Source organism: Nonomuraea sp. NPDC052265 (genome assembly GCF_044547985.1).
GTDB lineage: Bacteria > Actinomycetota > Actinomycetes > Streptosporangiales > Streptosporangiaceae > Nonomuraea.
Genome location: NZ_JBIUBJ010000024.1, coordinates 104217 through 127014, shown reverse-complemented (window position 1 = coordinate 127014; position 22798 = coordinate 104217). Strand labels below are relative to the sequence as shown.

Annotated in this window: 14 protein-coding genes; 6 read left to right on the top strand and 8 right to left on the bottom strand. The window is 74.4% G+C overall.

From position 1 onward, the window contains the following. Window positions 1-242 precede the first annotated feature (242 nt). From ACIHAD_RS41835 to ACIHAD_RS41825, 3 genes are all read right to left on the bottom strand, one after another. Window positions 243-2249, bottom strand: a complete 2007-nt coding sequence (locus ACIHAD_RS41835; protein ID WP_397360363.1) for a M14 family zinc carboxypeptidase — start codon at window positions 2247-2249, stop codon at window positions 243-245. 102 nt (window positions 2250-2351) lie between these two features. Next, the gene (locus ACIHAD_RS41830; protein ID WP_397360362.1) at window positions 2352-3287 is read right to left on the bottom strand and encodes an alpha/beta fold hydrolase; all 936 of its coding nucleotides are present in this window, start codon (window positions 3285-3287) and stop codon (window positions 2352-2354) included. A gap of 86 nt (window positions 3288-3373) precedes the next feature. Further along, on the bottom strand, window positions 3374-4756 hold the full coding sequence (locus ACIHAD_RS41825; protein ID WP_397360361.1) for a PucR family transcriptional regulator: 1383 nt from the start codon (window positions 4754-4756) through the stop codon (window positions 3374-3376). A gap of 89 nt (window positions 4757-4845) precedes the next feature. Here ACIHAD_RS41825 and ACIHAD_RS41820 point away from each other — a divergent pair, with 89 nt between their 5' ends. Genes ACIHAD_RS41820 through ACIHAD_RS41800 form a run of 5 tightly spaced genes read left to right on the top strand, consistent with a single transcriptional unit; the run spans window position 4846 to window position 11192 of the window. Continuing rightward, on the top strand, window positions 4846-5913 hold the full coding sequence (locus tag ACIHAD_RS41820) for a DUF917 domain-containing protein (RefSeq protein ID WP_397360359.1): 1068 nt from the start codon (window positions 4846-4848) through the stop codon (window positions 5911-5913). After that, on the top strand, window positions 5910-7226 hold the full coding sequence (locus tag ACIHAD_RS41815) for a hydantoinase/oxoprolinase N-terminal domain-containing protein (RefSeq protein WP_397360358.1): 1317 nt from the start codon (window positions 5910-5912) through the stop codon (window positions 7224-7226). The genes ACIHAD_RS41820 and ACIHAD_RS41815 overlap by 4 nt, the downstream gene beginning before the upstream one ends. A gap of 52 nt (window positions 7227-7278) precedes the next feature. Further along, entirely contained in the window at window positions 7279-8598 is a 1320-nt protein-coding gene (locus ACIHAD_RS41810; protein ID WP_397360357.1) for a purine-cytosine permease family protein, read from the top strand. A gap of 19 nt (window positions 8599-8617) precedes the next feature. Then, window positions 8618-10135 carry a hydantoinase/oxoprolinase N-terminal domain-containing protein gene (locus tag ACIHAD_RS41805; protein WP_397360356.1) on the top strand — a complete coding sequence of 506 codons (1518 nt, stop codon included), beginning with the start codon at window positions 8618-8620 and terminating at the stop codon, window positions 10133-10135. Next, window positions 10128-11192, top strand: a complete 1065-nt coding sequence (locus tag ACIHAD_RS41800; RefSeq protein ID WP_397360355.1) for a DUF917 domain-containing protein — start codon at window positions 10128-10130, stop codon at window positions 11190-11192. Before ACIHAD_RS41805 ends, ACIHAD_RS41800 begins: the two co-directional genes overlap by 8 nt. Here the strand turns inward: ACIHAD_RS41800 and ACIHAD_RS41795 are convergent. From ACIHAD_RS41795 to ACIHAD_RS41775, 5 genes are all read right to left on the bottom strand, one after another. Continuing rightward, window positions 11162-11449, bottom strand: coding sequence for a YchJ family metal-binding protein (locus ACIHAD_RS41795; protein WP_308427342.1), 288 nt, complete (start codon window positions 11447-11449; stop codon window positions 11162-11164). The two genes, ACIHAD_RS41800 and ACIHAD_RS41795, sit on opposite strands and share 31 nt — an antisense overlap. Before the next feature lie 149 nt (window positions 11450-11598). Continuing rightward, on the bottom strand, window positions 11599-12438 hold the full coding sequence (locus ACIHAD_RS41790) for an NAD-dependent protein deacetylase (protein ID WP_397360368.1): 840 nt from the start codon (window positions 12436-12438) through the stop codon (window positions 11599-11601). 9 nt (window positions 12439-12447) lie between these two features. Next, complete coding sequence (locus tag ACIHAD_RS41785; protein ID WP_397360354.1) at window positions 12448-12828, bottom strand: VOC family protein; 381 nt, start codon at window positions 12826-12828, stop codon at window positions 12448-12450. Then, a complete protein-coding gene (locus tag ACIHAD_RS41780; RefSeq protein WP_397360353.1) occupies window positions 12825-14618 on the bottom strand; it encodes an ABC transporter ATP-binding protein in 1794 nt (597 codons plus the stop codon). The genes ACIHAD_RS41785 and ACIHAD_RS41780 overlap by 4 nt, the downstream gene beginning before the upstream one ends. Further along, entirely contained in the window at window positions 14615-16393 is a 1779-nt protein-coding gene (locus tag ACIHAD_RS41775; protein ID WP_397360352.1) for an ABC transporter ATP-binding protein, read from the bottom strand. Before ACIHAD_RS41775 ends, ACIHAD_RS41780 begins: the two co-directional genes overlap by 4 nt. Before the next feature lie 280 nt (window positions 16394-16673). On the opposite strand from ACIHAD_RS41775, the gene ACIHAD_RS41770 reads away from it, so the two are divergent. Further along, complete coding sequence (locus ACIHAD_RS41770; protein ID WP_397360351.1) at window positions 16674-22688, top strand: phospholipase A2; 6015 nt, start codon at window positions 16674-16676, stop codon at window positions 22686-22688. The last annotated feature ends 110 nt before the right edge of the window (window positions 22689-22798 follow it).

Sequence of the window (22798 nt, the reverse complement as noted above, 5' to 3'; positions counted from 1 at the left end):
CGTGGAGCGCAACGCGGGTGGACCCAGATAGGGGGTCTCTCACCCTCGATAGGTACAACACTAACCCAAGAAACGGACAAACGCAAACCAAACCCCCCAAAACGGGCAATGATCTACCTCTGAACCGTAAACCCCCGGCAAACAGCCTCAACCACAGCCAAAACGCACGGGGTATGCCTGTGCAAACGACAGGCAAGCCCCGTGCATTCCCCTCATGACCTGCGCATACGCCGGGCGGCGGGTCACGGCTCCCGGTAGTCGGCCGCCACCCCCACGAGCGAGATCAGCCCCGCGGCGAACTCCATCGCCTCGGCGTGCCCCTCCTCGAACGGCGGCTGGAAGCCCACGCCCTCCCACGTCCGCGCCGCCGGGTTCCACAGGTCGGCGCCGACCTCGAAGTCCCAGCCGTAGATGCCGTGGTCGTACCAGAGCTCGTCGGCGGAGTTGCCGGCCGCCGAGTAGAGCACGTCGGTCACCGGCCCGGTCTGCTGCGGCCAGATGACCGTGCCGCGCTCGGCGGCGATGGCCTGCTCGATCGTCCGGGCCGAGCGCATGAAGTACGCCTCCTCCTGGGTGCTCGGCCTGGGCAGCGCCACCCGGCCGTCGAGCTTGTACGCCCCGGGCGGCCACATGAAGTACCCGCCGTAGCTGTGCACGTTCATGGCGAACCGGATGTTGCGGTACGTGTCCGCCAGCCACATCACGTTGCGGCTCTCCGGCTCCGAATGCTCGGCCGGACCGGCGTACGTGCCGCTCTGGCAGTTGGCCGAGGCGCCGAAGTAGCCGTCCGACAGGGAGCCCACGGCGTAGTTGCGGTTGACGTCCACGCCCCAGGTGTTGCGCTGCGCCGGGTCGGACTGGGCGGCCGGGCAGTGGTTGGTCATGTTCTTCCGCTGGCCGTTGAAGTCGTAGAAGCTGTAGTTCGCGCCGTCGGGGTTGACCGTGGGGACGATGAAGATGTCGGTGCGCTGCAGCAGCCTGCGGGTGGCGGGGTCGCGGGCGTAGTTGCGCAGCAGCCGTTCGGCGGCCTCGACGGTGACCAGAGGCGCCACCCATTCCCTGGCGTGCTCCTGGGCGTAGGCCAGCACGCCGGTGCGCGAGCCGTCGCGGTGGACGCCGACGCGCAGGGCCAGCACCCGCATGGGCTTGCGGGAGACGTCGGCGGGCGCCTTCAGTGAGTCGGTGAGCCGGGTGGCGGGGGCCGCGGCCATGACGCCCGCGCCGGGGTCGGTGCGGTACGTAGCGGCCTTCACGCCGGTGCCGGCCGTGGCGTTGACCGCGGCGACGACCTGGGCGGCGGTGCTGACCGGCGTCCCGGAGCCGTCGGTGGCCAGGCTCACCGTGACCTGCCTGCCGTTCACGCTCACCTGCAGCGGCCGGTCCGGCGCGCCGGGCGCGGCCAGCTCGACGGACAGGTCGTTGCCGCCCTCGGAGCCGTAGGCGTCGGAGGTGACCACGACGGCGGCGCCGGGCGGCGTGCCGATCAGCGCCTGGGCGCGGCGGCGGTAGCCGTTGGTGAGGTTCGGCAGCGGGATGACGTCGGTGAGCGACGGGTAGCGCCGGTGCAGCGCCTGGATGCGCTCGTTGAGCTGGGCGGGCGGCATGTACTGGGTGACGAAGTCCTTCTGGTAGCCCGGCGTGCGGTGGTCGGGGCGTTCGCCGTCGGGCCATGCCCGTAGGCGGGCCTCGGCCTTGCCGCCGGTCGCCGAGGTGACCGTGACGCGCTGCGGCTCGGCCGTCACCGGGGCCGGTGTGCTGAACTGGTGGCCCATGTAGACGCCGGCGTCCACGAACGGGACCATCGCGACCTGCCCGGTGGCGCCGCGGCGGCCCGTCCAGGTGGCGGTGAGGGCGGCCGTCTCGCCCGCGCCGCTGCTGGCCTCGACCGACAGGAAGTACCCGTCGCGGGACTTGTACCAGACGGCCCGTTCGATGACGATCTGGTCCTGCGCGGCGGTGGCGGCCGGCGCCTGCCGGGCGGCGGGCGGCGTGCCGGACGCCAGGCCCACGCCGATCGCCTTCAGCTCGGCGAGCCTGCCCGCCGTGAGGACGGCGTCCACCTGGACGCTGCCGTCGGCCTGCGGGCGGACCCGCTCGGTCAGGTCGGCGCCGGAGGCGACCAGCCGTTCCATGGCGGCCCTGTCGGGCACGGAGAGCGTGACCAGCGAGGCGGGCTCGGGGTCGGCCGGCCCGGCCACCGCCGGCAGCGACGACGGCCCGGAGGCGAGGAACGTCGAGACGACAATCATCAGGATGACTGCGGACGCCCTCAAGCCACGCATCGGCTCCTCCAGGATCATCGGTATCCCGATCATTGAAAGCCGACTTGACCGAACCGGCAAGACCCAGTTTCACCTGCCGGTGGAGGCGGCGGTCTCCCGGATCGCGGCGACGACGAGATCGGGCTGCCGGTACTGCACGTAGTGATCGTCGGTCCCGGCCACGACCACCCGCCCGCGCGTGGACCGGGCGGCCACGCGTCCGGCCTGGTCGCGGGCGCTCGGCGGCCCGCCGGACGGGATGACGACCACGACCGGCGGCCCGCCCCGCTCCTCCTCCGCCGCCGCGGCGACCTCCCGCGCGCTGTCGAGCGAGGCCCACGCCTCGGCCCTGGCGGCGGCCATGCTGCCCGGACCGTAGACGACGGGGGCGGCGGCGCGGGCCGCGGGGGTGGCGTCGCCGGGCACCAGGAGATCCCCGGCCAGCCGGAGCAGGCCGATCCTGGCCAGCGCCTGGTTGGCGGTGAGCTGGGCGGCCACCAGCGGCCTGGACACCCGCATGGCCGCCACGGCCTCCTCGTCGGTGGCGTCGATCAGCACCAGGCCCGCCGTCAGGTCCCGGTACCGGGCGGCGAACAGGCGGACGATCTCGCCGCCGTAGGAGTGCCCGGCCAGGACGTACGGGCCGGGCTCGCCCGCGGCGGCGAGCAGGGCGCGCAGTTCCGCCGCCGCCCGTCCGGCGGTGCGCGGCCCGGGGCCCTCCTCGCTCCAGGCGTAGCCGGCCCGGTCGTAGGAGCACACGCGCAGCCCGGTGGACAGCCGCCGCTGGACCACGTCCCAGCTCGCGCTCGACTCGACCAGGCCCGCCTCCAGCACGACCACCGGGCCGCCGGAGCCCGTGCAACGCAGGTGGAGGCGGTGGCCGCCGACGTCCACCAGGCGGCCCGGCGGCGGGTAGCGGGCGGCGTCGTCGCGCCGGGCGGCGGTCTCGTAGCCGAGGCCCGCGCAGGCGGACAGCAGCACCAGGCCGGCGCACCAGGTCACCAGGCGCCGCGCTCTCACGATCATGTCACCGAATCTAGGGATCCGGCCGCCGGGTTTCCTCGTCCTGGCGGGCGAACGCGGGCTGGGAGCAGGGTCCCGGAGGGCGTCCTTCAGCGGGAGGAGGCCGCGCGGCAGGCGAGCTGGAGGGCCAGGCGTTGCCGCGGGTCGTCCAGGTCGGCCTGGAGCAGGGTCTCGATGCGGCGCACGTTCCTGCTGACGGCGTTGCGGTGCAGGTGCAGCTCCTCGGCGGCGCGGGCGGGCGAGCCGTTGTGGTCGAGGTAGGCGCGCAGGATGGCCAGGAGGTGGGCGGCCCGCTCGCCGCCGAGGTCGAGGACGGGTTGCAGCAGCTCCCTGACGGCGTGCTGGGCGGCGTCGGAGGCGTACCACTCCTCCAGCATCCGGTCGAGCCCGGCCAGGTCGTACGTGGCCAGCGGCAGGGAGCTGCGGCGCAGGGCCGTACGCGCCTCGGAGGCGGAGGTGCGCAGGCCGACCAGGCCCTGATGGGCGGTGCTGACCCCGCAGCGCAGCTCGGCGCCCGCCGGGCGGACCCGGTCGAGCAGGCGGGCGGCGTCGCGCACCGCCTCGCGCAGGCCCGCCCTGCCCTGGTCGCGGCGCTGGCTGCGGACCACGACGAGCGCGTCACCGGCGAGCGCGGCGTTCCAGGCGGCGCCGCCGAGCTCGCGGGCCGCGCGCACGGCCCGCGAGGCGGCGGTCTCCAGCAGGGCGTAGCGTTCCTGGCCGCCGTCGGAGGCGGGGTCGGGGTCGGAGGCCGGTTCGAGGCGCAGGACGACGTGCCAGTCGTCGATCGGCAGGCCGACGGCCCTGGCGCGGGGGGCCAGCTCCTGGGCCTGCTTCTCGGGGGCGACCAGCAGCTCGGTGAGGAGCTGGGCGCGGGACCGTCCGGGCAGTTCGTCGGCCGGGCCCGCGGCGGCGGCCAGGGCGGCGAGCCGCAGGACGATCCCGGTGGCCCGCTCGAAGTGCGTGCCGGCGGGGTCGTGCGCCGAGGCGGTGAAGGCGCCGCCGTCGGCCCGGACGGGAAGGCCCAGGGCGGCGCCGGCCGCCTCGGCGATGCGCTCGGGGACGCCGCCCGCCCGGGTCACGGCCTCGGCGGCGCGCGCCGTACGGACCAGCGCCTCGGCGGCGTCGCCCGCGATGGCCCGGTCGATCGCCACCACCAGCTCCGCCAGGTCGCCGCCGGCCGCCAGCAGCGCGACGCCGCCGCGTTCGGCCAGCGCGGCGGCGCTCCGGTCGACCGTGCTCTCCGCGGCCGCCGCGGTGAGCACGAGCGCCACGGCGCCGGCCGCGGCGGCGTCGCGCAGCGCGACGTCGAGCCGGTAGCCGGCCGCCTGCCGCGAGGCCGCGCCCGTCAGGACCAGCACCGACCCCGACGGCTGGCCCGCGATCAGGCCCAGATCCTCGACCAGGCGGACGCCCGAGGCCGCCGCCGGCACGCCCGGCCCGGCCAGCGGGCGCAGCTCTTCCAGCAGGAACATGCCATCAGTGTGCCATCGGCACACGAAGGCCGCCAAAAAGGTGCCACAGGAACACTCGGCTTGACCTGGGGCTTCGTAACCTCGTCAGCATGGACATCGACACCGGGCTGCTGCCCGCCTTCGCCCGCGGCTGCGCCGTGCTCGGCTCGGGCGGCGGCGGTCCCGTGACCATCGCCCGCGCCGCCGCGCTGCAGGCGCTGGAGGACCACGGGCCGGTACGCGTCGTCCAGCCCGCCGAGCTGGACCCCGGGCTGCTGGTCATGCCCGTGGGTACCGCGGGCTCCTCGGCGGTGATGTCCGAGCGCGTCGGCGGCACCGACGAGCCCGTCTATCTGCGCGACAAGATCGAGGAGCTGTACGGCGCGCCCGTCGGCGCGGTGCTGGCCAGCGAGATCGGCGGTGCGAACGGCTGCCTCGCGGTGGCCTGGGCGGCCCGCGTCGGGCTGCCGCTGGTGGACGCCGACGGGATGAGCCGCGCCTTCCCCCGCATGGACCAGACGGTGATGCAGCTGCGCGGCATCGCGCCCACCCCGGCCGTGCTGTGCGACGAGCGCGGCCGGACCGTCGTCGTCGACCGCGTGACCGGCGGCTGGCTGGAACGCCTGGTACGGGCGTCGCTGGAGGCGTTCGGCGGCCAGGTCGCGACCAGCGAGTACATCATGCGCGGCGACCAGGTGGCCGCCTCCACCGCGCTCGGGTCGGTCACCCGGGCCGTGCGCCTGGGGACCCGGCTGCCGGACCCGCTGGTCACCGGCAAGGTCGCGGAGACGGCCGGGTCGATCCTGGTCGAAGGGCTCGGGCCCGACCAGGGGCGGCTCGTCCGGATCCAGGCGGGCAGCGAGTTCCTGGCCGTCATCGAGGACGGCCTGCCGCTGGCCGTCGTTCCCGACGTGATCGCGATGCTGGACACCCGCACGGGCGAGGTCGTCCAGGCCGAGCAGGTCCGGTACGGGCTGCGGGTCAGCGTGGTGCGCGTCCCCTGCGACCCGGTCTGGCACACCCCCGAGGGGCTGCGGCTGGCGGGGCCCGCCGCGTTCGGTCTCACCGGCCTGCCCACCCCTCCCCCACCGGCCGCCTCCCCCGCCCCCGCGACGCCGGGAACCCCGGCGGGCACGGCCTTCAGCCCCTCCCCCACCGGACGGGAGGAGGGGGCGTGAGGGCCGGGGTGGACGTCGGGCCCACCAACACCGACGCGGCCGTCGTCGCCGACGACGGCGCCGTGCGGGCCACCGTCAAGATCGCCTCGATCCCCGGCGACCCGGTGGCCGGCGTGCGCGCCGCGCTGGAACGCCTGCCCCTGGACGGCGAGCCGACCCAGATCGCCGTCGGCCTGCGTGGCGCCGCCACCGCCGTGACCAGGAGGTCCGGGCTGCGCAAGGTCGCCGTGCTGCGCATCGCGGGCGTCTCGGCCACCGCGGTGCGCCCGCTGTCCGGCTGGCCGCCCGACCTGCGCGCCGCGGTGAACGCGGGCACCGCCGTCGTGGACGGCGGCGGCGGCCTCGACCGCGAGGACCGCACGCCCCTCGATCGCGACGCCGTGGCCCGCTTCGCCGTGAGCGTGGCGGGCACCGCGCGGGCCGTCGCCGTCGCGGGCCTGTTCTCGCCCCTGGACGGCGAGCAGGAGCGCGAGGCCGCCGAGATCGTCCGCGCGGAGCTGGGCGAGGGCGTGCCGATCGCGCTGTCGGCCGACCTCGGCTCGCTCGGCCTGCTGGAACGCGAGAACGCGACCGTGCTGGACGCCGCCCTGTCGGGGTTCGCGGGCGCGGTCTCCGGCGGGCTGGCCGCCGCGCTGGCGGGCCTGTGCCCGGGGGCGGCGGCGTTCGTGACGCGCGGCGACGGCACGCTGATGAGCCTGGAGTACCTGGCCCGCCATCCCGCGCTCAGCCTCGGCAGCGGCCCGGCGAGCGTGCTGCGCGGCGCGGGCGCGCTGACCGGGCTCGGTGACGCGGTGGTCGCCGACGTGGGCGCCACCCGCGTCCGCGTCGGCGTGCTGGCCGGCGGCTATCCCGAGGAGGCCGTGGGCGGCGCGGACATCGGCGGTGTGCCCGTCGGGCTGCGCATCCCCGGGCTGATCAGGGTGCCGCGGCCGGTCGACCCGACGGAGCTGGCCGAGGCCGTGGACCGGCTGCAGCCGGGCGCCGGGCTGCTGCCGCTCGTGGTCGTGGGCGGCGGGGAGCAGGCCGTGCCGGAGGGGCTGCATCCCGAGCACGGGCCGGCCGCGGGCGCCATCGGCGCGGCGGTCAGCCCGGTCGGCGGCCAGTACGAGCGGATCGTCCGCCTGCCCGACCGCTCGGCGCTGCCGGCGGCGCTGGAACCCGTGGCCGAGGAGGCCAGGGCGGCGGCCGTCCGCGCCGGGGCCGACCCGCGGCGGGTGCGGCTCATCAGCGTGGAGGAGATCCCGCTCGCCTACCTGCCCGGCCCGTTCGTCCGGCTGCGCGCCCGCGCCGCCGGACCGCCCTCGCTCCTGTGACCGCCCGCCCCTGAACCCCCGCCACAACCCCCCGACGCGAAGGAAGACCACCATGACCGACTCCGACTACCCCCTGGAGCGGGTGCCGCAGGCCGCCCGCTACTCCTGGTTCAACGTGGCCGTGCAGCGGTTCGGCCAGCTCTCCGACCTGACGCAGTTCCTGCTGGGCGCCACGCTCGGCGCCGGGCTGTCGTTCTGGGGCGCGTTCTGGGCGTTCACGCTCGGCTCGGTGATCCTGGAGGTGGTGTGCATCTTCGTCGGCATCGCCGGGATGCGCGAGGGCCTGTCCACCTCCATGCTCGCCCGCTGGACCGGCTTCGGCCGGTACGGCTCCACGATCATCGGGGTGATCATCGCCCTGAGCCTGTTCGGCTGGTTCGGCGTGCAGACCGCGGTCTTCGCCTCGGGCCTGCACTCGATCATGTCCTGGCTGCCGTTCTGGGCGTGGGCCGTGATCGCCGGCATCGGCGTGACGTTGCTGGTCATCCGGGGGTTCAAGGCGATGGGGATGACGGCGTTCATCACCGTGCCGGCGTTCCTCGGCCTGGCCGGCTGGGCGATGTGGGTGGAAATTTCGCGACATGACCTGGGGTCGCTGGTGGCGTCGCCGCCGTTCGGCGAGCCGATCAGCATCGCGACCGGCGCCACCATCGTGGCCGGTTCCTACATCATCGGCGCGGTGACCACGCCCGACATGACCAGGTTCAACCGCAACACCGGCGACGTCGTCAAGCAGACCCTCGTCGGCATCTCCCTCGGCGAGTACGTCCTCGGCCTGGCCGGCGTGCTCCTGGCCTACGCGGTCAAGTCCTCGGACGTGATCGCGATCATCACGGCCTCCTCCGGCGTGATCGGCGTCATCGTGCTCATCTCGGCCACCGTGAAGATCAACAACTGGAACCTGTACTCCGCCGCGCTCGGCCTGCTCAACGCCGTGGAGTCCACGATCGGGCTGCGGCTGAACCGGGTCGCCGTCACCGTCGGCATCGGCGTCCTGGGCAGCGTGCTGGCCGCCGCCGGGATCCTGGAGCGCTTCACCGACTTCCTGCTGATCCTCGGCGTCATCACACCGCCGGTGGCCGGGATCATGGTCGCCGAGTACTTCATCGTGCGGCGCTGGCGTCCGGTGCTGGACGCCTCGCGCGCCACGGGCACGCTGCCCGAGACCGAGCCGACCTGGGTGCCCGCCACGCTCGTCATCTGGGCCGCCGCCGCGCTGGTCGGCTGGCTCAGCGACCACTACCAGTGGATCGGCATCCCGGCCCTGAACTCCCTGATCCTCGCGGGCCTGGGATACGTCGTCGCGGGCCGACTCGGCCTGGTCCGCGGCACCCGCGAGGTCCCCGTCGAGCGGCCCGCGCTCACCGTCTGACAAGAGAGAGTCCTCCCTCATGCGTATCGGCATCGACGTGGGCGGCACCAACACCGACGCCGCCCTCATCGGCGACGACGGCCAGGTGCTGGCCACCGTCAAGTCCCCCACCACCGCGGACGTCACGGGCGGCGTCGCAGCGGCCCTGGCCGGCCTGGGCGCCACCCGGGTGTCCGCGGTGATGATCGGCACCACCCACTTCGTCAACGCCCTGGTGGAGGCCGCCCGGCTGGAGCCGGTCGCGGCCGTCCGGCTCGGCCTGCCCGCCACCGCCGCCCTGCCGCCGATGGTGGACTGGCCCGGCCGCCTGCGCCGGGCGGTCGAGGGCGCGGTCTACCTGTGCCACGGCGGCTGCGAGTACGACGGCACCCCCATCTCCGCCCTCGACCCGGACGAGCTGCGCGGCGTCGCCGCCGACATCAGGCGGCGCGGCCTGCGCACGGTCGCGCTCTCCTCGGTCTTCTCCCCGGTCAGCGACGCCGACGAGCGGCGGGCCGCGGAGATCCTGGCCGCCGAGCTGGGCCCCGAGGTGCACCTGTCGCTGTCCTGCGAGATCGGCCGGGTCGGCCTGCTGGCCAGGGAGAACGCCACGATCGTGAACGCGGCCCTGCGCCCGCTGGCCGGCCGTACCGTGGCCGCCTTCGGCGAGGCGCTGCGGGTGGCCGGGATCGACGCGCCGCTGTTCCTGTCCCAGAACGACGGCACCCTCATGGACGTGGACCAGGCCCGCCGCTACCCGGTGGCCACGTTCGCGTCGGGGCCGACGAACTCGATGCGCGGCGCGGCGTACCTGTCGGGGCTGACCGACTGCGCGGTGGTGGACATCGGCGGCACCACCTCCGACGTGGGCATCCTGGTCGGCGGGTTCCCGCGCGAGGCCGCCGGGGAGGCGCTGGTCGCCGAGGTGCGCACCAACTTCCGCATCCCCGACGTGCTGTCGATCGGCATCGGCGGCGGCTCGCTGGTCGCCGAGGACGGCACCACCGGCCCGCGCAGCGTCGGCTACCGGCTGACCGAGGAGGCGCTGGTGTTCGGCGGCGGCACGCTGACCGCCACCGACCTGGCCGTGGCCGCCGGGCTGGCCGACATCGGCGACCGCGACAGGGTCGCGCACGTGGACGCGCAGCGCCCGCTCAAGCTCATCGCCGAGCGCGTCTCGGAGGCGGTGGACCGCATGCGCACCTCGTCCGCGCCGCTGCCCGTCGTGCTGGTCGGCGGCGGCAGCGTGCTCATCAAGGACCTGCCGGGCTTCGACGACGTGCGCCGCCCGGCGCACTTCGAGGTGGCCAACGCGGTCGGCGCGGCCATCGCCCAGGTCGGCGGCGAGGTGGACCGGGTCTTCTCCGGCCCGCGCGAGCGCATCCTGGAGGAGGCCAAGAGCGAGGCGATCATCCGTGCCGAGCGCGGCGGCGCCCGCGCGGGCAGCGTGCGGATCGTGGACGTGGAGGAGCTGCCGCTCGCCTACCTGCCCGGCGACGCCACCCGGATCAGGGTGAAGGCCGTCGGCGACCTGGACCTGGAGAAGATCGATGCGTGAGATCGGAATCGACCGGCTGGACGACATGGCCCGCGGGGCCGGGATCCTCGGCACCGGCGGCGGCGGCGACCCGTACGTGGGCAAGCTGCTGGCCCGTGAGGCCATCCGCCGGCACGGTCCCGTGCCGCTGGTGGCCATCGACGAGGTGCCCGCGGACGCGACCGTCGTGGCGGTCTCGGGCATGGGCGCGCCGACCGTGCTGCTGGAGAAGCTGCCCGCGGGCACCGAGGAGCTGACCGCGCTGCGCGCCCTGGAGGCGGTGCTCGGCCGTCCGGCCACGCACATCGTGCCCATCGAGGTCGGCGGCGTGAACTCGATGATCCCGATCGCCGCCGCCGCGCAGGCGGGCCTGCCGATCGTGGACGGCGACGCGATGGGCCGCGCCTTCCCCGAGGCCCAGATGGTGCTGCCGACGCTGATCGGCGTGCCGAACACGCCGATGGCCCTGGCCGACGACAAGGGCAACACGCTGGTGCTGGAGACGGTCTCCAACGTGTGGGCCGAGCGCCTGGCCAGGGCGGCGTGCGTGCAGATGGGCTGCCAGGTCTCCTGCGCCGACACCGTCATGCGCGGCGACCAGCTCCGCGACGGTCTCGTGCCGGCCACGCTGACGCTGGCCGAGGACCTGGGCAGGGCCGTGCGGCAGGCCCGCGCCGGCCACGCCGACCCGGTCGCGGCGGCCCTGGACGTGCTGGGCGGCCTGAAGCTGTTCACCGGCAAGGTCGTGGACGTGGAGCGCCGCACGACCGGCGGCTTCGCCCGCGGCCAGGCCCGCCTGGAGGGCACCGGCACGCTGGAGCTCAGCTTCCAGAACGAGCACCTGCTGGCCCGCCGGGACGGCGAGATCGTGGCCACCACGCCCGACCTGATCTGCGTGCTGGACACCGACTCGGGCGAGCCGGTCACCACCGAGGCCATGCGGTACGGCCTGCGCGTCACGGTCATCGCCGTGCCCTGCGACCCGCGCTGGACCTCGCCGGGCGGGCTGGAGCTGGCCGGGCCGCGGTACTTCGGCTACGACTGTGACTACCGGCCGCTCGCGACGACCCCGGCGTAGACCCAGCGCCCGTCGAGCCGGACGAACCTGCTGTGCTCGTCGAGCACGCCCGGCACCCGCCGGTTGACGAAGTGGGCGCGGAAGCGCACGGTGCCCTCGGTGTGGACGGGGCTGCCGCCGGTGCTCTCCAGCACCTCCAGCTCCACCCACGCGACCTTCCTGTCGAGGTCGAGGCGGGCCGGGCGGTCGGTGGGGTGCCAGGTGGCCATGAGGTAGGCCTCGTCCCCCACGGCGAACGCGCTGAACCTGGACCGCATGAGCGACTCCGCGGTGGGGGCCGACCCCTCACCGCGGTGGTATCTCCCGCAGCAGTCCGCGTAGGACGCGGGCAGACCGCAGGGGCATGGACGAGGAGGCATGCCCTCCATTGTGCCGCCCCCGCGGCGCGCCGGGGTGCGCAGGCGGCTCACAGGCGGGCGGCCAGCTCGGTCAGCGTCGCGCCGAGCGGGGCGTCGAGCAGGAGCGTGGCGTCGGCGTCGGCGCCGGTCGGGCCCTGGTTGACGATGGCGACGGGCAGGCCGAGCTCGGCGGCCCTGGTGACGAAGCGCAGCCCCGACCTGATCGCCAGCGACGACCCCAGCACGAGCAGCGAGCGCGCCGCGCCCACGAGCGCGAAGCAGTCCTCCACTCGCTGCCTCGGCACGTTCTCGCCGAAGAAGATCACGTCGGGCTTGAGCAGGCCGCCGCAGGAGGCGCAGTCGACCACCCGGAACCCGGCGACCTGCGCGTCGGTGAGCGCCGCGTCGCCGTCGGGGTTGACGCGGCCCTCGGCGGCCCAGCGCGGGTTGGCCGCGCTGAGCCGGCGCTCCAGCTCGGCGCGCGGGGTGCGTTCGCGGCACGACAGGCAGACGACGCGGTCGAGGCCGCCGTGCAGCTCGATCACCCCGCGGGCGCCGGCGGCCTGGTGGAGGCCGTCGACGTTCTGGGTGACGATGCCGGCCAGCAGGCCGCGCCGCTCCAGCTCGGCCACCGCGCGGTGGCCGGCGTTGGGGGCGGCCCGGCCGATCTGCCGCCAGCCGACGTGGCTGCGCGCCCAGTAGCGCCGGCGCGCCTCGGCGCTGCCGGTGAAACGCTGGTACGTCATCGGCTCGGCACGCCGGGCCCGCCCGGTCGGGCCCCGGTAGTCGGGGATGCCCGACTCGGTGGACAGCCCGGCGCCGCTGAGCACCACGACGCCGCCGCCGGAGACCAGCTCGGTCAGCGGCGCGATCGCAGGTACGGTCGCAGTCTCTTGCACGACTTCCATCATGCCCGGTCAGAGGTAGTTGCTGAGCTCGACCAGGTTCCCGTCGGGGTCGCGCAGGTAGACGCTCCTGATGGGCCCGAGCGCGCCGGTGCGCTCCACCGGGCCCTCCTCGATCCCGACGCCGTGACCGGCCAGCTCCTCCATGACCGTCTCGATGGGGTCGGCGGTGATCAGGCACAGGTCGGCGCTGCCCGGCGCGGGCCGCGCCGCCTTCGGCTCGAACTCGCGGCCCGCCTCGTGCAGGTTGATCTTGCTCTGGCCGAACGCCAGCGCCCGCCGCCCCGCGCCGAACGTCACCGCCTCCATCCCCAGCACCGTGGTGTAGAAGCGCACCGCGGCCTCGACGTCGGCGACGGTCAGCACCAGGTGGTCCAGGCGGTCGATCCTCATGTGGTCCCTCGTTCCTCGATCGGCTCTGCGTTCCATAGTCTGCGCATCTCGGGGCACGTGCGCAGCAGCTCCGCCGGCGTCCCGCGGCCCGCGACGCGGCCCCGGTCGAGGACGACCACCTGGTCGGCGCGTTCGAGCGCGGCCCGGCGGGAGGAGACCACGAGCAGCGTGGCGGGGCCGTGCCGGGCGACGCGCTCCCACAGCAGGTTCTCGGTCCCGGCGTCGAGCGCGGACGACACGTCGTCCACCACGAGCAGGTCGGGGGCGCGGACCAGGGCTCGGGCGGCGGTGGCGCGCTGCACCTGGCCGCCGGACAGGCGCACGCCCCGGGGGCCGACGACGGTCTCCGGGCCGTCCGGCATGGCGGCCAGGTCGTCCTCGAAGGCGGCCAGCTCCAGGGCGCGGGCCAGCTCGGCGTCGCCGGCGGGCATGCCGAGGAGCAGGTTCTCGCGCAGGGTCCCCGAGAACAGGCGGGGGATCTGGCTCGCGTAGGCCGCCCGGCCGGGCACCAGGAACGAGCCGGGGTCGGGCACCGGGCGGCCGTTCCAGGTGATCGTACCGGCGTCGAGGGGCAGCAGGCCGAGCAGGGCGCGCACGAGCGTGGTCTTGCCCGCGCCGACGGCCCCGGTGACGACGGTGAACGTGCCGCGCGGGAGCGTCAGGTCCACGCCGCGCACGCCGCGCCCGCCGGGGTGGCGCACGGTCAGCCCGCGCGCCTCCAGCACCTCCAGCGCCTCGCCGCCCGATGGCGTCTCCGCCGGAGCCGGAGGCGGGGTTCGGCGGAGGTGGAGGGTGCGGTCGCGGGTCAGGTCGGCGGTGTCCTGGTGGGGGGCGAGCAGCGCGGTCAGCCGCTCGGCCGAGACCTCCGCCCTGGGCAGGCGGTACAGGACGGACCCGATCGTGCGCGGCAGCGCGGTCAGCCAGCCGACGTAGCTGGTGAACAGCGCGAGGTCGCCCACGGTGAACTCGCCCCGCCGCATCGCCCCGGCGGCCAGCAGCAGCACGATGCCGACGCCCAGCTCGACCGTGGTGCCCGTGGCGGCCTCCAGCAGGTCGGTGGCAAGGCGGCTGCGTACGGCGGCGTCGCGGCGGCCCGCGTTGAGCGCGCGCAGCCGTTCCAGCGCCGCCCGCTCGGCCCCGGCCGACTTGATCGCGAGCACGCCGCCGAACAGCTCGCCGACGAAGGCCGTCACGCCCGCGCCCAGCTCCGCGGCCCGCTGGTGCCGCCGCCTGATCAGCCGTCCCATGAGCCTGCTCAGCACGCCGATCGCGAGCATCGGCACGACCAGCGTCACGGTGACGACGGGGTCGATCGAGACCATGACCGCCAGCGCCGCCCCGCCGAACAGCACGCCTCCGGCCAGGGGGACGGACTCGTCGGCGAGCTCCACCAGCTCGGCCACGTCGTCGCGCAGCCGGGCCAGCGACTCGCCCGAGGAGCGCGGCAGGCGGGCGGCGACCGGGCCGGGCGCGGTCAGCACCGAGCCCAGCACGTTGGCGCGCAGCAGGGTGGCCGCCGCGTCCCACCAGTAGGAGCCGTAGGACCAGGCGAAGGCCAGGACGAGGCCGCGGAGCAGCTCGACGCCCGCGAACGCCGCGCACAGCCACAACGACTGCGCAAGCGTCGCCGGGCTGTGCCCGCTGATCTGGTCGAAGAGCTGCCGCAGCACGAGCCCGCCGCCGAGCGGGATCAGGTGGACCGGCAGCCACAGCAGGATCTGCAGCACGTACAGGCGCACGTCGAAGCCGATCAGGCGGGCCGTCACGCCCAGGGCCCGGCGCGGGCTCACCGGCTCACCCCCGCGGCGTCCAGGAGCCTGCCGAACCTGCTGCCGGGGTCGGCGGCCAGGTCGGCGCGGCGGCCGTACTCGACGAGCTTGCCGCGTTCCAGCACGGCGATCTTGTCCACGTGGGCCAGGGAGGAGAGCCGGTGGGCGATGAGCACGGCGGTCCGGCCGTCCAGCAGCCGCCGTACGCCGTCCTCGACGTGCCGTTCGGTGGCCGGGTCGAGCCTGCTGGACGCCTCGTCCAGGACGACCAGGCCGGGGTCGGCGAGGAAGGCCCGGGCGAGCGCGAGCAGCTGGGCCTCGCCCGCGGACAGGCCGCCCGGCTCGCCGTCGAGCCCGCCGGGCAGCTCGGCCAGCCGATCGCCCAGGCCCACGCCGGCCAGCACGGCGCGCAGGCGGTCGTCGTCGTGGGGGGCGTTCTCTGTGCCGCCCAGGGCGCCGAACAGGGTGAGGTTGTCGCGGACGCTGCCGGCGAACAGCCGTACGTCCTGGGTGACCACGCCGACCCGGCGGCGCAGCGACTCCGGGCCGGCCTCGCGCAGGTCGAGGCCGCCGATCTCGACCGTGCCGCCGGTCGGGTCGTACAGGCGCAGCAGCAGCTTGGCCAGGGTGGTCTTGCCGCTGCCGGTGCGCCCCACCAGGCCCAGGCGTTCGCCGGGGGCCAGGGTGAGGGTGATGCCCGACAGCGCGGTCTCGCCGTCGTCGGGGTAGGCGAAGCTCACGTCGTCCAGGCGCAGGCCGAGCGCGCCGGAGGCGGGCAGCGGCCGGGGCGCGGCGGGCGCGGGCAGCGCGGGCCGCTCGGCCAGCAGGGAGCCGATGCGGGCGAACCCGGCCAGCGCCCCCTGGAACTGCCTGAGCTGGTCGATGAGCCGCTCGAACGGCGTGCGGATCATCATCGTGTACTGGAAGAGCAGCACGGCGGTGCCGACCGTGAGCGCTCCGGCGTCCAGGAGCCAGGCGGCCAGCGCGAGCATCAGCGCGGTCCCGGCCGCGAACGCCACGTTCGTGGCCGCGAGCAGGACGCCCGCGACGCGGGAGCCGTGCCACTCGGCGCGGAACCAGGCCCCGGCGACCTGGTGGAAGCGGCCGAGCGCGTACCGGCCGGCGCCGTTGGCCCGCAGGTCCTCGGCCCCGGCCAGCCGCTCTTCGAGGTGGCCGTAGAGCGCGGCGCTCGCCTCCCGCGACCGGGTCGCCGACGGTACGGCGAGCCGCTGCGCCCCGGCCATCCCGAGCCCGGCCGCCAGGCAGTACGCCAGCAGCGCAGCGCCCAGCCGCCGGTCGACGGTGAACACGACGGCGAGCACGCCGGCCAGCAGCAGCAGCCCGGCCACGACGTCGAGCACGAAGGCGACGACGAAGTCGGCCACGGCGGACACGTCGCCGTCCACGCGTTCGATCAGCTCGCCGGGCGAGTGGCGGGCGTGGAAGGCCAGGTCGAGGCCGAGCGCGTGGCCGGCCAGGTGTTCGCGCAAGCGGTTGGTGCCGTCCCAGGCCAGGCGGCCGGCGAGCCAAGCGGTGGCCATGCGGGCGGCCTGACCGGCGGCGGCCAGGCCGAGGTAGCCGAGCGCGACGAGGATCAGGTGGCGTGGCCCGGCGCCGCCGACGGCGTCGTCGACGAAGCGGCGGGTGATCTGGGGCGCGGCCAGCGGCAGCGCCGTGGCCGCGGCGGTGGCGGTGGCCAGCGCGAGCGCGGTGCGCGGGGCGGGGCGCAGGTGGCGCAGCGCCTGCCGGGCGGGTCTATCTACATGCGGAAACGTTCTGGTGAGCGGGGATCTCAAGAAGCGTCATGCCCTCTGGGTAGGTGGGGTTCCTGTGCTGGGAGGTCATGAACGTTGTCCTCATCGGTCCGCTCCTTCGGCCGGCGACTGGTGCCGCCGGGAAGTACAACAGCCGCCCGCGCCGCGCCGCAACGGGTTTTCGGCCGCCTACGGGATCTATACGCCGCCTATACAGCCGCTGCTCACGCTGAGCACCGAACAGCCTTACACCCCCCGCGGAGGTTGGACGGTGTTGAAGAAACCCAGGCGGCTGACTCCCTTACCGCCGATCCTCGTCCTGTTGCTGACGTCCACGGCCCTCGCGCCGCTCCCCGCGCGGGCCGCCCCGCCCGCGCCCGCCAAGGCCCAGGCGGCCGTGGCCTGCCCGGACGAGATGCCCACCGAGATCTCCGCCCGGCTGGCCGCCGCGGTCTGCGGCAAGCGGATCAAGGCGGCCTCGCTGACCACCGAGACCGACGAGTTCTTCGTCAACCCGGCCGGCACGGTCACCCGGGAACACCGCTACCGCCCGGTCCGGGTCAGGCAGGGCGAGGCGTGGGTCCCCGCCGACCCGACGCTCTCCCTGGACCAGGACGGCACGGTGGCGCCGAAGGCCGCCGCGGTCTCCTACCGCTTCTCCGGCGGCGGCGACGGCCCGCTGGTGACGGCCACCGAGCGGGGCACGCGGCTGAGCCTCGGCACGCCGCTCGGCGCGCTGCCCAAGCCGGTGCTCGACGGCGCCACCGCCACCTACCCCGAGGTGCTGCCGGGCGTGGACCTGGTGCTGACCGCGGACGTGGACGGCTTCGCCGAGAAGCTCGTCGTCAAGACCCGGCAGGCCGCGGCGAACCCGGCGCTGAAGGAGCTGACGTTCGCCACGTCGGTGCGGAAGGGCGAGGCCAGGACCGACAGGCACGGCAACGTCTCGATCCTCGACGCCAAGGGCGAGCCGGTGTTCGGCTCGGCCGCCCCGGAGATGTGGGACGCCGCCACCGAGTCGGCCATGACCCGCAACCCGGCCACCCCGGCGCTGGCCGCCCAGCCGGGCCGGCGGGCCAGGATGGGCGTGCGGCTGTCGGGCCGCGAGCTGCGCGTCACCCCCGACGCCGCCCTGCTGGCCGACCCCGCCACGGTCTTCCCGGTGACGATCGACCCGAGCTTCACCTCGGCCAGGTCCGGCTGGACGTACGTGGACTCGGCCTATCCCACCAGCGCGTACTGGAACTCGACGAACGACGCGACGGCCGGCACCAGCAACGGCGGCGGCTACAAGCGGCGCTCGTTCTTCAACATGGGCCTGTCGGGCCTGGCCGGCAAGCACATCACGGCGGCCACGTTCAACATCAAGGAGACGTGGGCCTGGTCCTGCTCGGCGCGGAACGTCGAGCTGCACAGGACCGCCGCCGTCGGCTCGGGCACGACGTGGAACAACCAGCCCGCCTCGAACCTGAACATCGGCGCCAAGAACGTCGCCTACGGCTGGTCGTCGGCCGGTCAGGGCGGCGCGTCGAGCTGCCCGGCGGCCTGGGTCGGCTGGGACGTCACCAGCGCCGTCCAGAGCGTGGTGAGCGCGAACGGCACGTCGGTCACCTTCATGGTCAAGGCCGGCAGCGAGACCGACAACTACTACTGGAAGCGCTTCGCCAACAACCCGAACATCGCGATCACCTACAACTCGCTGCCGGGCACGCCGTCGGCCCTGGCCGTCGCGCCCTGCTCGGTGTGCGCCAGCCCGGCCATGGTGGGCGCGGCGCAGCCGACGCTGTCGGCCAAGGTGAGCGACGCCGACGGTCAGGCGCAGCGGGCCGACTTCGAGGTCTGGACGGCCGACCACGCGTCCAAGGTGACCGGCGGCTCGGCCGCGAACGTCGCGAACGGCGCCACCGCGTCCTGGAAGGTCGGCACGGCCCTGGCCGGCACGTCCTACGCCTGGCGGGTGCGCTCCCACGACGGCACCGACTACGGCCCCTGGTCGGCCTGGTTCGCCTTCACGGTGGACGCCGCCCCGCCGCCCGCCCCCGAGGTGTCCTCCGGCGACTACCCCGAGGACGCGTGGGCCAAGGGCGCCGGTCAGACCGGCCAGTTCACCGTCACGCCGGCCTCGTCCGACGTGTCCTCGGTGCTGTGGTCCTTCGACGGCGGCACCCAGCAGTCGGCCGCGAACACCGGCTCCCCGCACACGGTGAGCTGGACGCCGCCCGCCGACGGCCCGCACACGCTCAAGGCGTGGGTCAAGGACAAGGCGGGCAACCTGTCGGAGGCGACGACGTACGCGTTCAACGCGGGCGGCTCGGCGGTCACCTCGCCCAAGGACGGGCAGTCCACCGCCCGCCGGACGGTCCTGGCGGCCACGGGCAGCGCGGGGCTGAGCGCGGTCACCTTCTCCTACCGGCGCGGCGAGGCCGACTCCTGGCACCAGGTGCCGGCGGCCGACGTGCGCAGGAAGGCCGACGGGTCGGCGGTCACCTGGCCGGTGGCGATGAGCGCGGGCGCCTCGCCCGAGCTGGTCTGGGACACCACGCACACGCTGACCGAGGACGGCTCGATCGAGATCAGGGCCGAGTTCACCACCTCCTCGGGCACGGCCGCCTCCCAGCCGGTGGACCTGGTCGTGGACCGGGACGGCGAGGGCGCCTCCACCCAGCCGGTCGGCCCCGGCTCGGTCAACACGCTCACCGGCGACTTCAGGATGGCCGCGACCGACGCCAACGTGTACGGCATCGGCCTGATGCGCTCGTTCTCCTCGCGTGACCCGCGCAAGGGCTCGGCGCTGCCGGGCGTGGCGGCGATCTTCGGCACCGAGTGGACGCCGACCGGGCTCGCCCAGTCGGGTCAGGGCACGTTCGCCCAGCTCCGGGCCACCTCCTCCACCTCGGTGGAGCTGAGCGGCGAGGGCTCGGCGCTGGCCTTCACCAAGAACGCCGACGGCTCCTACGAGCCGCAGCAGGACGCGGCGAGCCTGAAGCTGACCTTCGACGCCGCGGCCGACCGCTACACCCTGTCGGACACGAACTCGGCCGAGCGCACGGTGTTCGCCAAGGTGGACGCCGCGGCGCCGATCTACCTGGTGCGGGCGGTCTACCCGGCCAGCGGCAAGGGCAGCACGGCGTTCGTGTGGCAGTCGGTGACCGGCTCCGACGGCAAGGCGCTGGCCCGGCCGGTCAAGATCATCGCTCCGTCGTACACGCAGGCCGACTGCGACGTGGACACGCTGGCGAGCCTGCCGCAGGGCTGCCGGTTGATCAAGCTGGACTACGCCACGACCACGACCGCGGGCGCGCAGCTCGGCGACGTGGCCGGGCAGGTCAAGGCGATCAGCCTGTGGGAGGGCGGCGCGAGCGCGCCGCTGGGCCTGTCGGAGTACCGCTACGACGACCTGGGCCGCCTGCGCGAGCAGTGGAACCCGGCCGCCCCCGACATCAGGACGCGCTACGACTACGACCTCGGCGGCCGGGTGAACCGCTACACCCCGCCCGGCGAGCTGCCGTGGACGTTCACCTACGGCAAGGCGGGCAACACCGACACCGCCGCGGACGGCATGCTGCTGGCCGTCTCCCGGCCGACGCTGCGGCCCGGCACGCCGGGCGAGACGAACGGCACCGCGGTCACGTCGGTGGTCTACGACGTGCCGATCAGCGGGACCGGGGCGCCGTACGGGCTGGGCGAGACGGCCACGGCCGCCTGGGGGCAGAGCGACTCCCCGGTGGACGCGACCGCGATCTTCCCGGCCGACCAGGTGCCGGCCAACCACACCGGGCGGGGCGGCCTGGCCGCCTCCGACTACGGCCGCGCCACGATCACCTACCTGAACGCCTCCGGCCAGACGGTCAACCGGGTGGAGCCCGGCGGCGCGGTCTCGACCAGCCAGTACGACGCGCAGGGCAACACGGTGCTGTCGCTGTCGGCGGGCAACAGGGCGCTCGCCCTCGGGCAGACGCCGAACGCCGGGACCGAGCTGACCCGGCTCGGGCTGCTCAACGCCTCGACCGCCGACCGGGCGCGGCTGCTGGCCGAGGAGTCCGCCTACAGCTCCGACGGGCAGCGGATGGTCTCCGAGCTGGGCCCGCTGCACCTGGTCACGCTGAACGGCGCGCAGGTCGCGGCCAGGAAGCACACGGTCAACACCTTCGACGAGGGCCGGCCGGCCGACGCCAAGGTGTCGAACCTGGCCACGACGGTCGCGGTGGGCGCGTACGTGCCCGGCGCGGCCTCCGACGCCGACGTGCGGACGAGCCGGACGTTCTACGACTGGGACACCGGCAGGAGCGTCAAGACCGTGGAGGACCCCGGCGGTCTGGCGATCATCAAGACGACCGCGTACGACTCCGACGGCCGGGTGGTCGCCACCACGATGCCGAAGTCGTCGGGCGACGACGCGGGCACCACGACCAGCGAGTACTACACCGCCGACGGCACCGGCGCGTGCGGCGGCAAGGCCGAGTGGGCCGGGCAGCTGTGCCGGACGAAGTCGAAGACGGGCGTCGGCGACAACGGCACCCGTCCGGCCGAGCTGGTCACCAAGGTGTACGCCTACGAGCCCGGCGGGCGCGTGTCGTCGGTGACCGAGACGGCCAACGGGGTGACCAGGACCACGACGACCACGTACAACCCGGCGGGCGACATCGTGAAGACCGTCGTCGTCGGCGGGGCCGGCACGGCGGTGCCCGAGGTGAGCACCACCTACGACGCGGCCGGGCGAGCCGTCAGGACCACGGCCTCCAACGGGACCGTGATCACCCGCGAGTACGACGCGCTGGGCCGCCAGACGGCCTACACCGACGCCGACGGCGGCGTGACCAGGGTCGAGTACGACGCCCTCGACCGCATCACCAAGAAGACCGACGGCGCCCCCTCGACGGTCACCTACGCCTACGACGACGTGCGCGGCGCGCTGGCCACCATGACCGACTCGGTGGCCGGGACGTTCACCGCCACGTACACCGTCGACGGCTCGATCAGCCACGAGAACCTGCCGGGAGGCATCTCCTACGACCTCACCCGCGACCCGTCGGGCGCGCCCGCCTCACGGGTCTACCAGACCGCGGCCGGGGCGCGGCTGCTGGACGACTCGGTGACCTGGTCGATCCACGGCCAGCAGGTCACGCACAACGGGCTGTCCGCGCAGAGGATCGGCTACGACAAGCTGGGCAGGATCGCCTCGGTGGACGACACCGTGAGCGGCGCCTGCTCGCGCCGGGCCTACGGCTACGACGCCAACTCCAACAGGACCGGGCTGACCACGAGCGCCTGCGACGGCTCGGGGGCGGTCACCGAGAACCACGCCTACGACGGCGGCGACCGGCTGGCCGACGCCGGCTACGAGTACGACGCCTACGGCCGCACCACGGCCACGCCGGCCGGGCTGAAGGCGGAGTACTACACCACCGACCTGGTCAGGCAGATGACGTCGGGGGCGGTACGGCAGTCGTACACGCTGGACCCGGAGCTGCGCCGCAACACCACCACGCTGGAGCAGTTGTCCGGCGGCACGTGGAGCGCGGCCGGCAAGCGGGTCGAGCACTTCGACGCCGACGACGACACGCCCGCCTGGGTCGTGGAGGGCGGCGCCGTCACCAGGAACGTGCACTCCATCTCCGGCGGGCTGGCCGCGGTCACCTCGGCGACCGGGGACGTGCGGCTGCAGCTGACGAACCTGCACGACGACATCAACGTGGTCTACGCCGGCGGCGTGCCGCTGGCGCTGGACTTCGACGAGTTCGGCAACCCGCGCGCCGGCCAGCCGGCGATGCGGTACGGCTGGCACGGCGCGGCCGAGCGGGCCGCCGACACCCCCGACGGCACGATCCTCATGGGCGTCCGGCTCTACCAGCCCAAGCTGGGGCGGTTCCTGCAGACCGACCCGGTCGAGGGCGGCAGCGCCAACGCCTACGACTACGCCAACCAGTCGCCGACCTCCAACGCCGACCTGGACGGCAAGAAGTGGTACTGGTGCACCAACTTCTGGCACTTCGCCTTCAACCACTGCGGCGTCAGCTACGCCTACTACCACGGGAGCTGGCGTTACGTGCAGTGGAAGAAGACGCCGGCCGGCTGGTGGGTGCGCGGCGTGTACTACGACTACTGCACCAAGTCCCCCGACAAGCCGCTCGGCTACGACTTCCGCCAGGCGTGCATGATGCACGACTACGGGTACGCCCTGCGCAACATGGGGTACGTCCATAGCAAGTACCAGGTGGATTACATCTTCTACTACGTCCTGTACTGGGGTGTCTGCTCCCACTACTTCTTCAAGGGAGTGTGCCGCCGCCTCGCCTACACCTACTTCCTTTCGGTGCTGGCCTTCGGCCACCCGTGACCTAGGATGACCCACCGGCGGGAGCTACCACGAAAGGCTCCCGCCGGTGCCCTTTTCTCCCGGTCGGCACAGGGTTGACGGGAGTCGGACGTTGATGCACATTGAAGCAG

Bases quoted from the DNA above. Each gene is read 5' to 3' on its own strand.
- ACIHAD_RS41810 (WP_397360357.1), top strand. From the start codon at position 7,279: ATGACCGACTCCGACTACCCCCTGGAGCGGGTGCCGCAGGCCGCCCGC.
- ACIHAD_RS41830 (WP_397360362.1), bottom strand. From the start codon at position 3,287: ATGATCGTGAGAGCGCGGCGCCTGGTGACCTGGTGCGCCGGCCTGGTG.
- ACIHAD_RS41785 (WP_397360354.1), bottom strand. From the start codon at position 12,828: ATGAGGATCGACCGCCTGGACCACCTGGTGCTGACCGTCGCCGACGTC.
- ACIHAD_RS41835 (WP_397360363.1), bottom strand. From the start codon at position 2,249: ATGATTGTCGTCTCGACGTTCCTCGCCTCCGGGCCGTCGTCGCTGCCG.
- ACIHAD_RS41820 (WP_397360359.1), top strand. From the start codon at position 4,846: ATGGACATCGACACCGGGCTGCTGCCCGCCTTCGCCCGCGGCTGCGCC.
- ACIHAD_RS41825 (WP_397360361.1), bottom strand. From the start codon at position 4,756: ATGTTCCTGCTGGAAGAGCTGCGCCCGCTGGCCGGGCCGGGCGTGCCG.
- ACIHAD_RS41800 (WP_397360355.1), top strand. From the start codon at position 10,128: ATGCGTGAGATCGGAATCGACCGGCTGGACGACATGGCCCGCGGGGCC.
- ACIHAD_RS41790 (WP_397360368.1), bottom strand. From the start codon at position 12,438: ATGGAAGTCGTGCAAGAGACTGCGACCGTACCTGCGATCGCGCCGCTG.
- ACIHAD_RS41795 (WP_308427342.1), bottom strand. From the start codon at position 11,449: ATGCGGTCCAGGTTCAGCGCGTTCGCCGTGGGGGACGAGGCCTACCTC.
- ACIHAD_RS41805 (WP_397360356.1), top strand. From the start codon at position 8,618: ATGCGTATCGGCATCGACGTGGGCGGCACCAACACCGACGCCGCCCTC.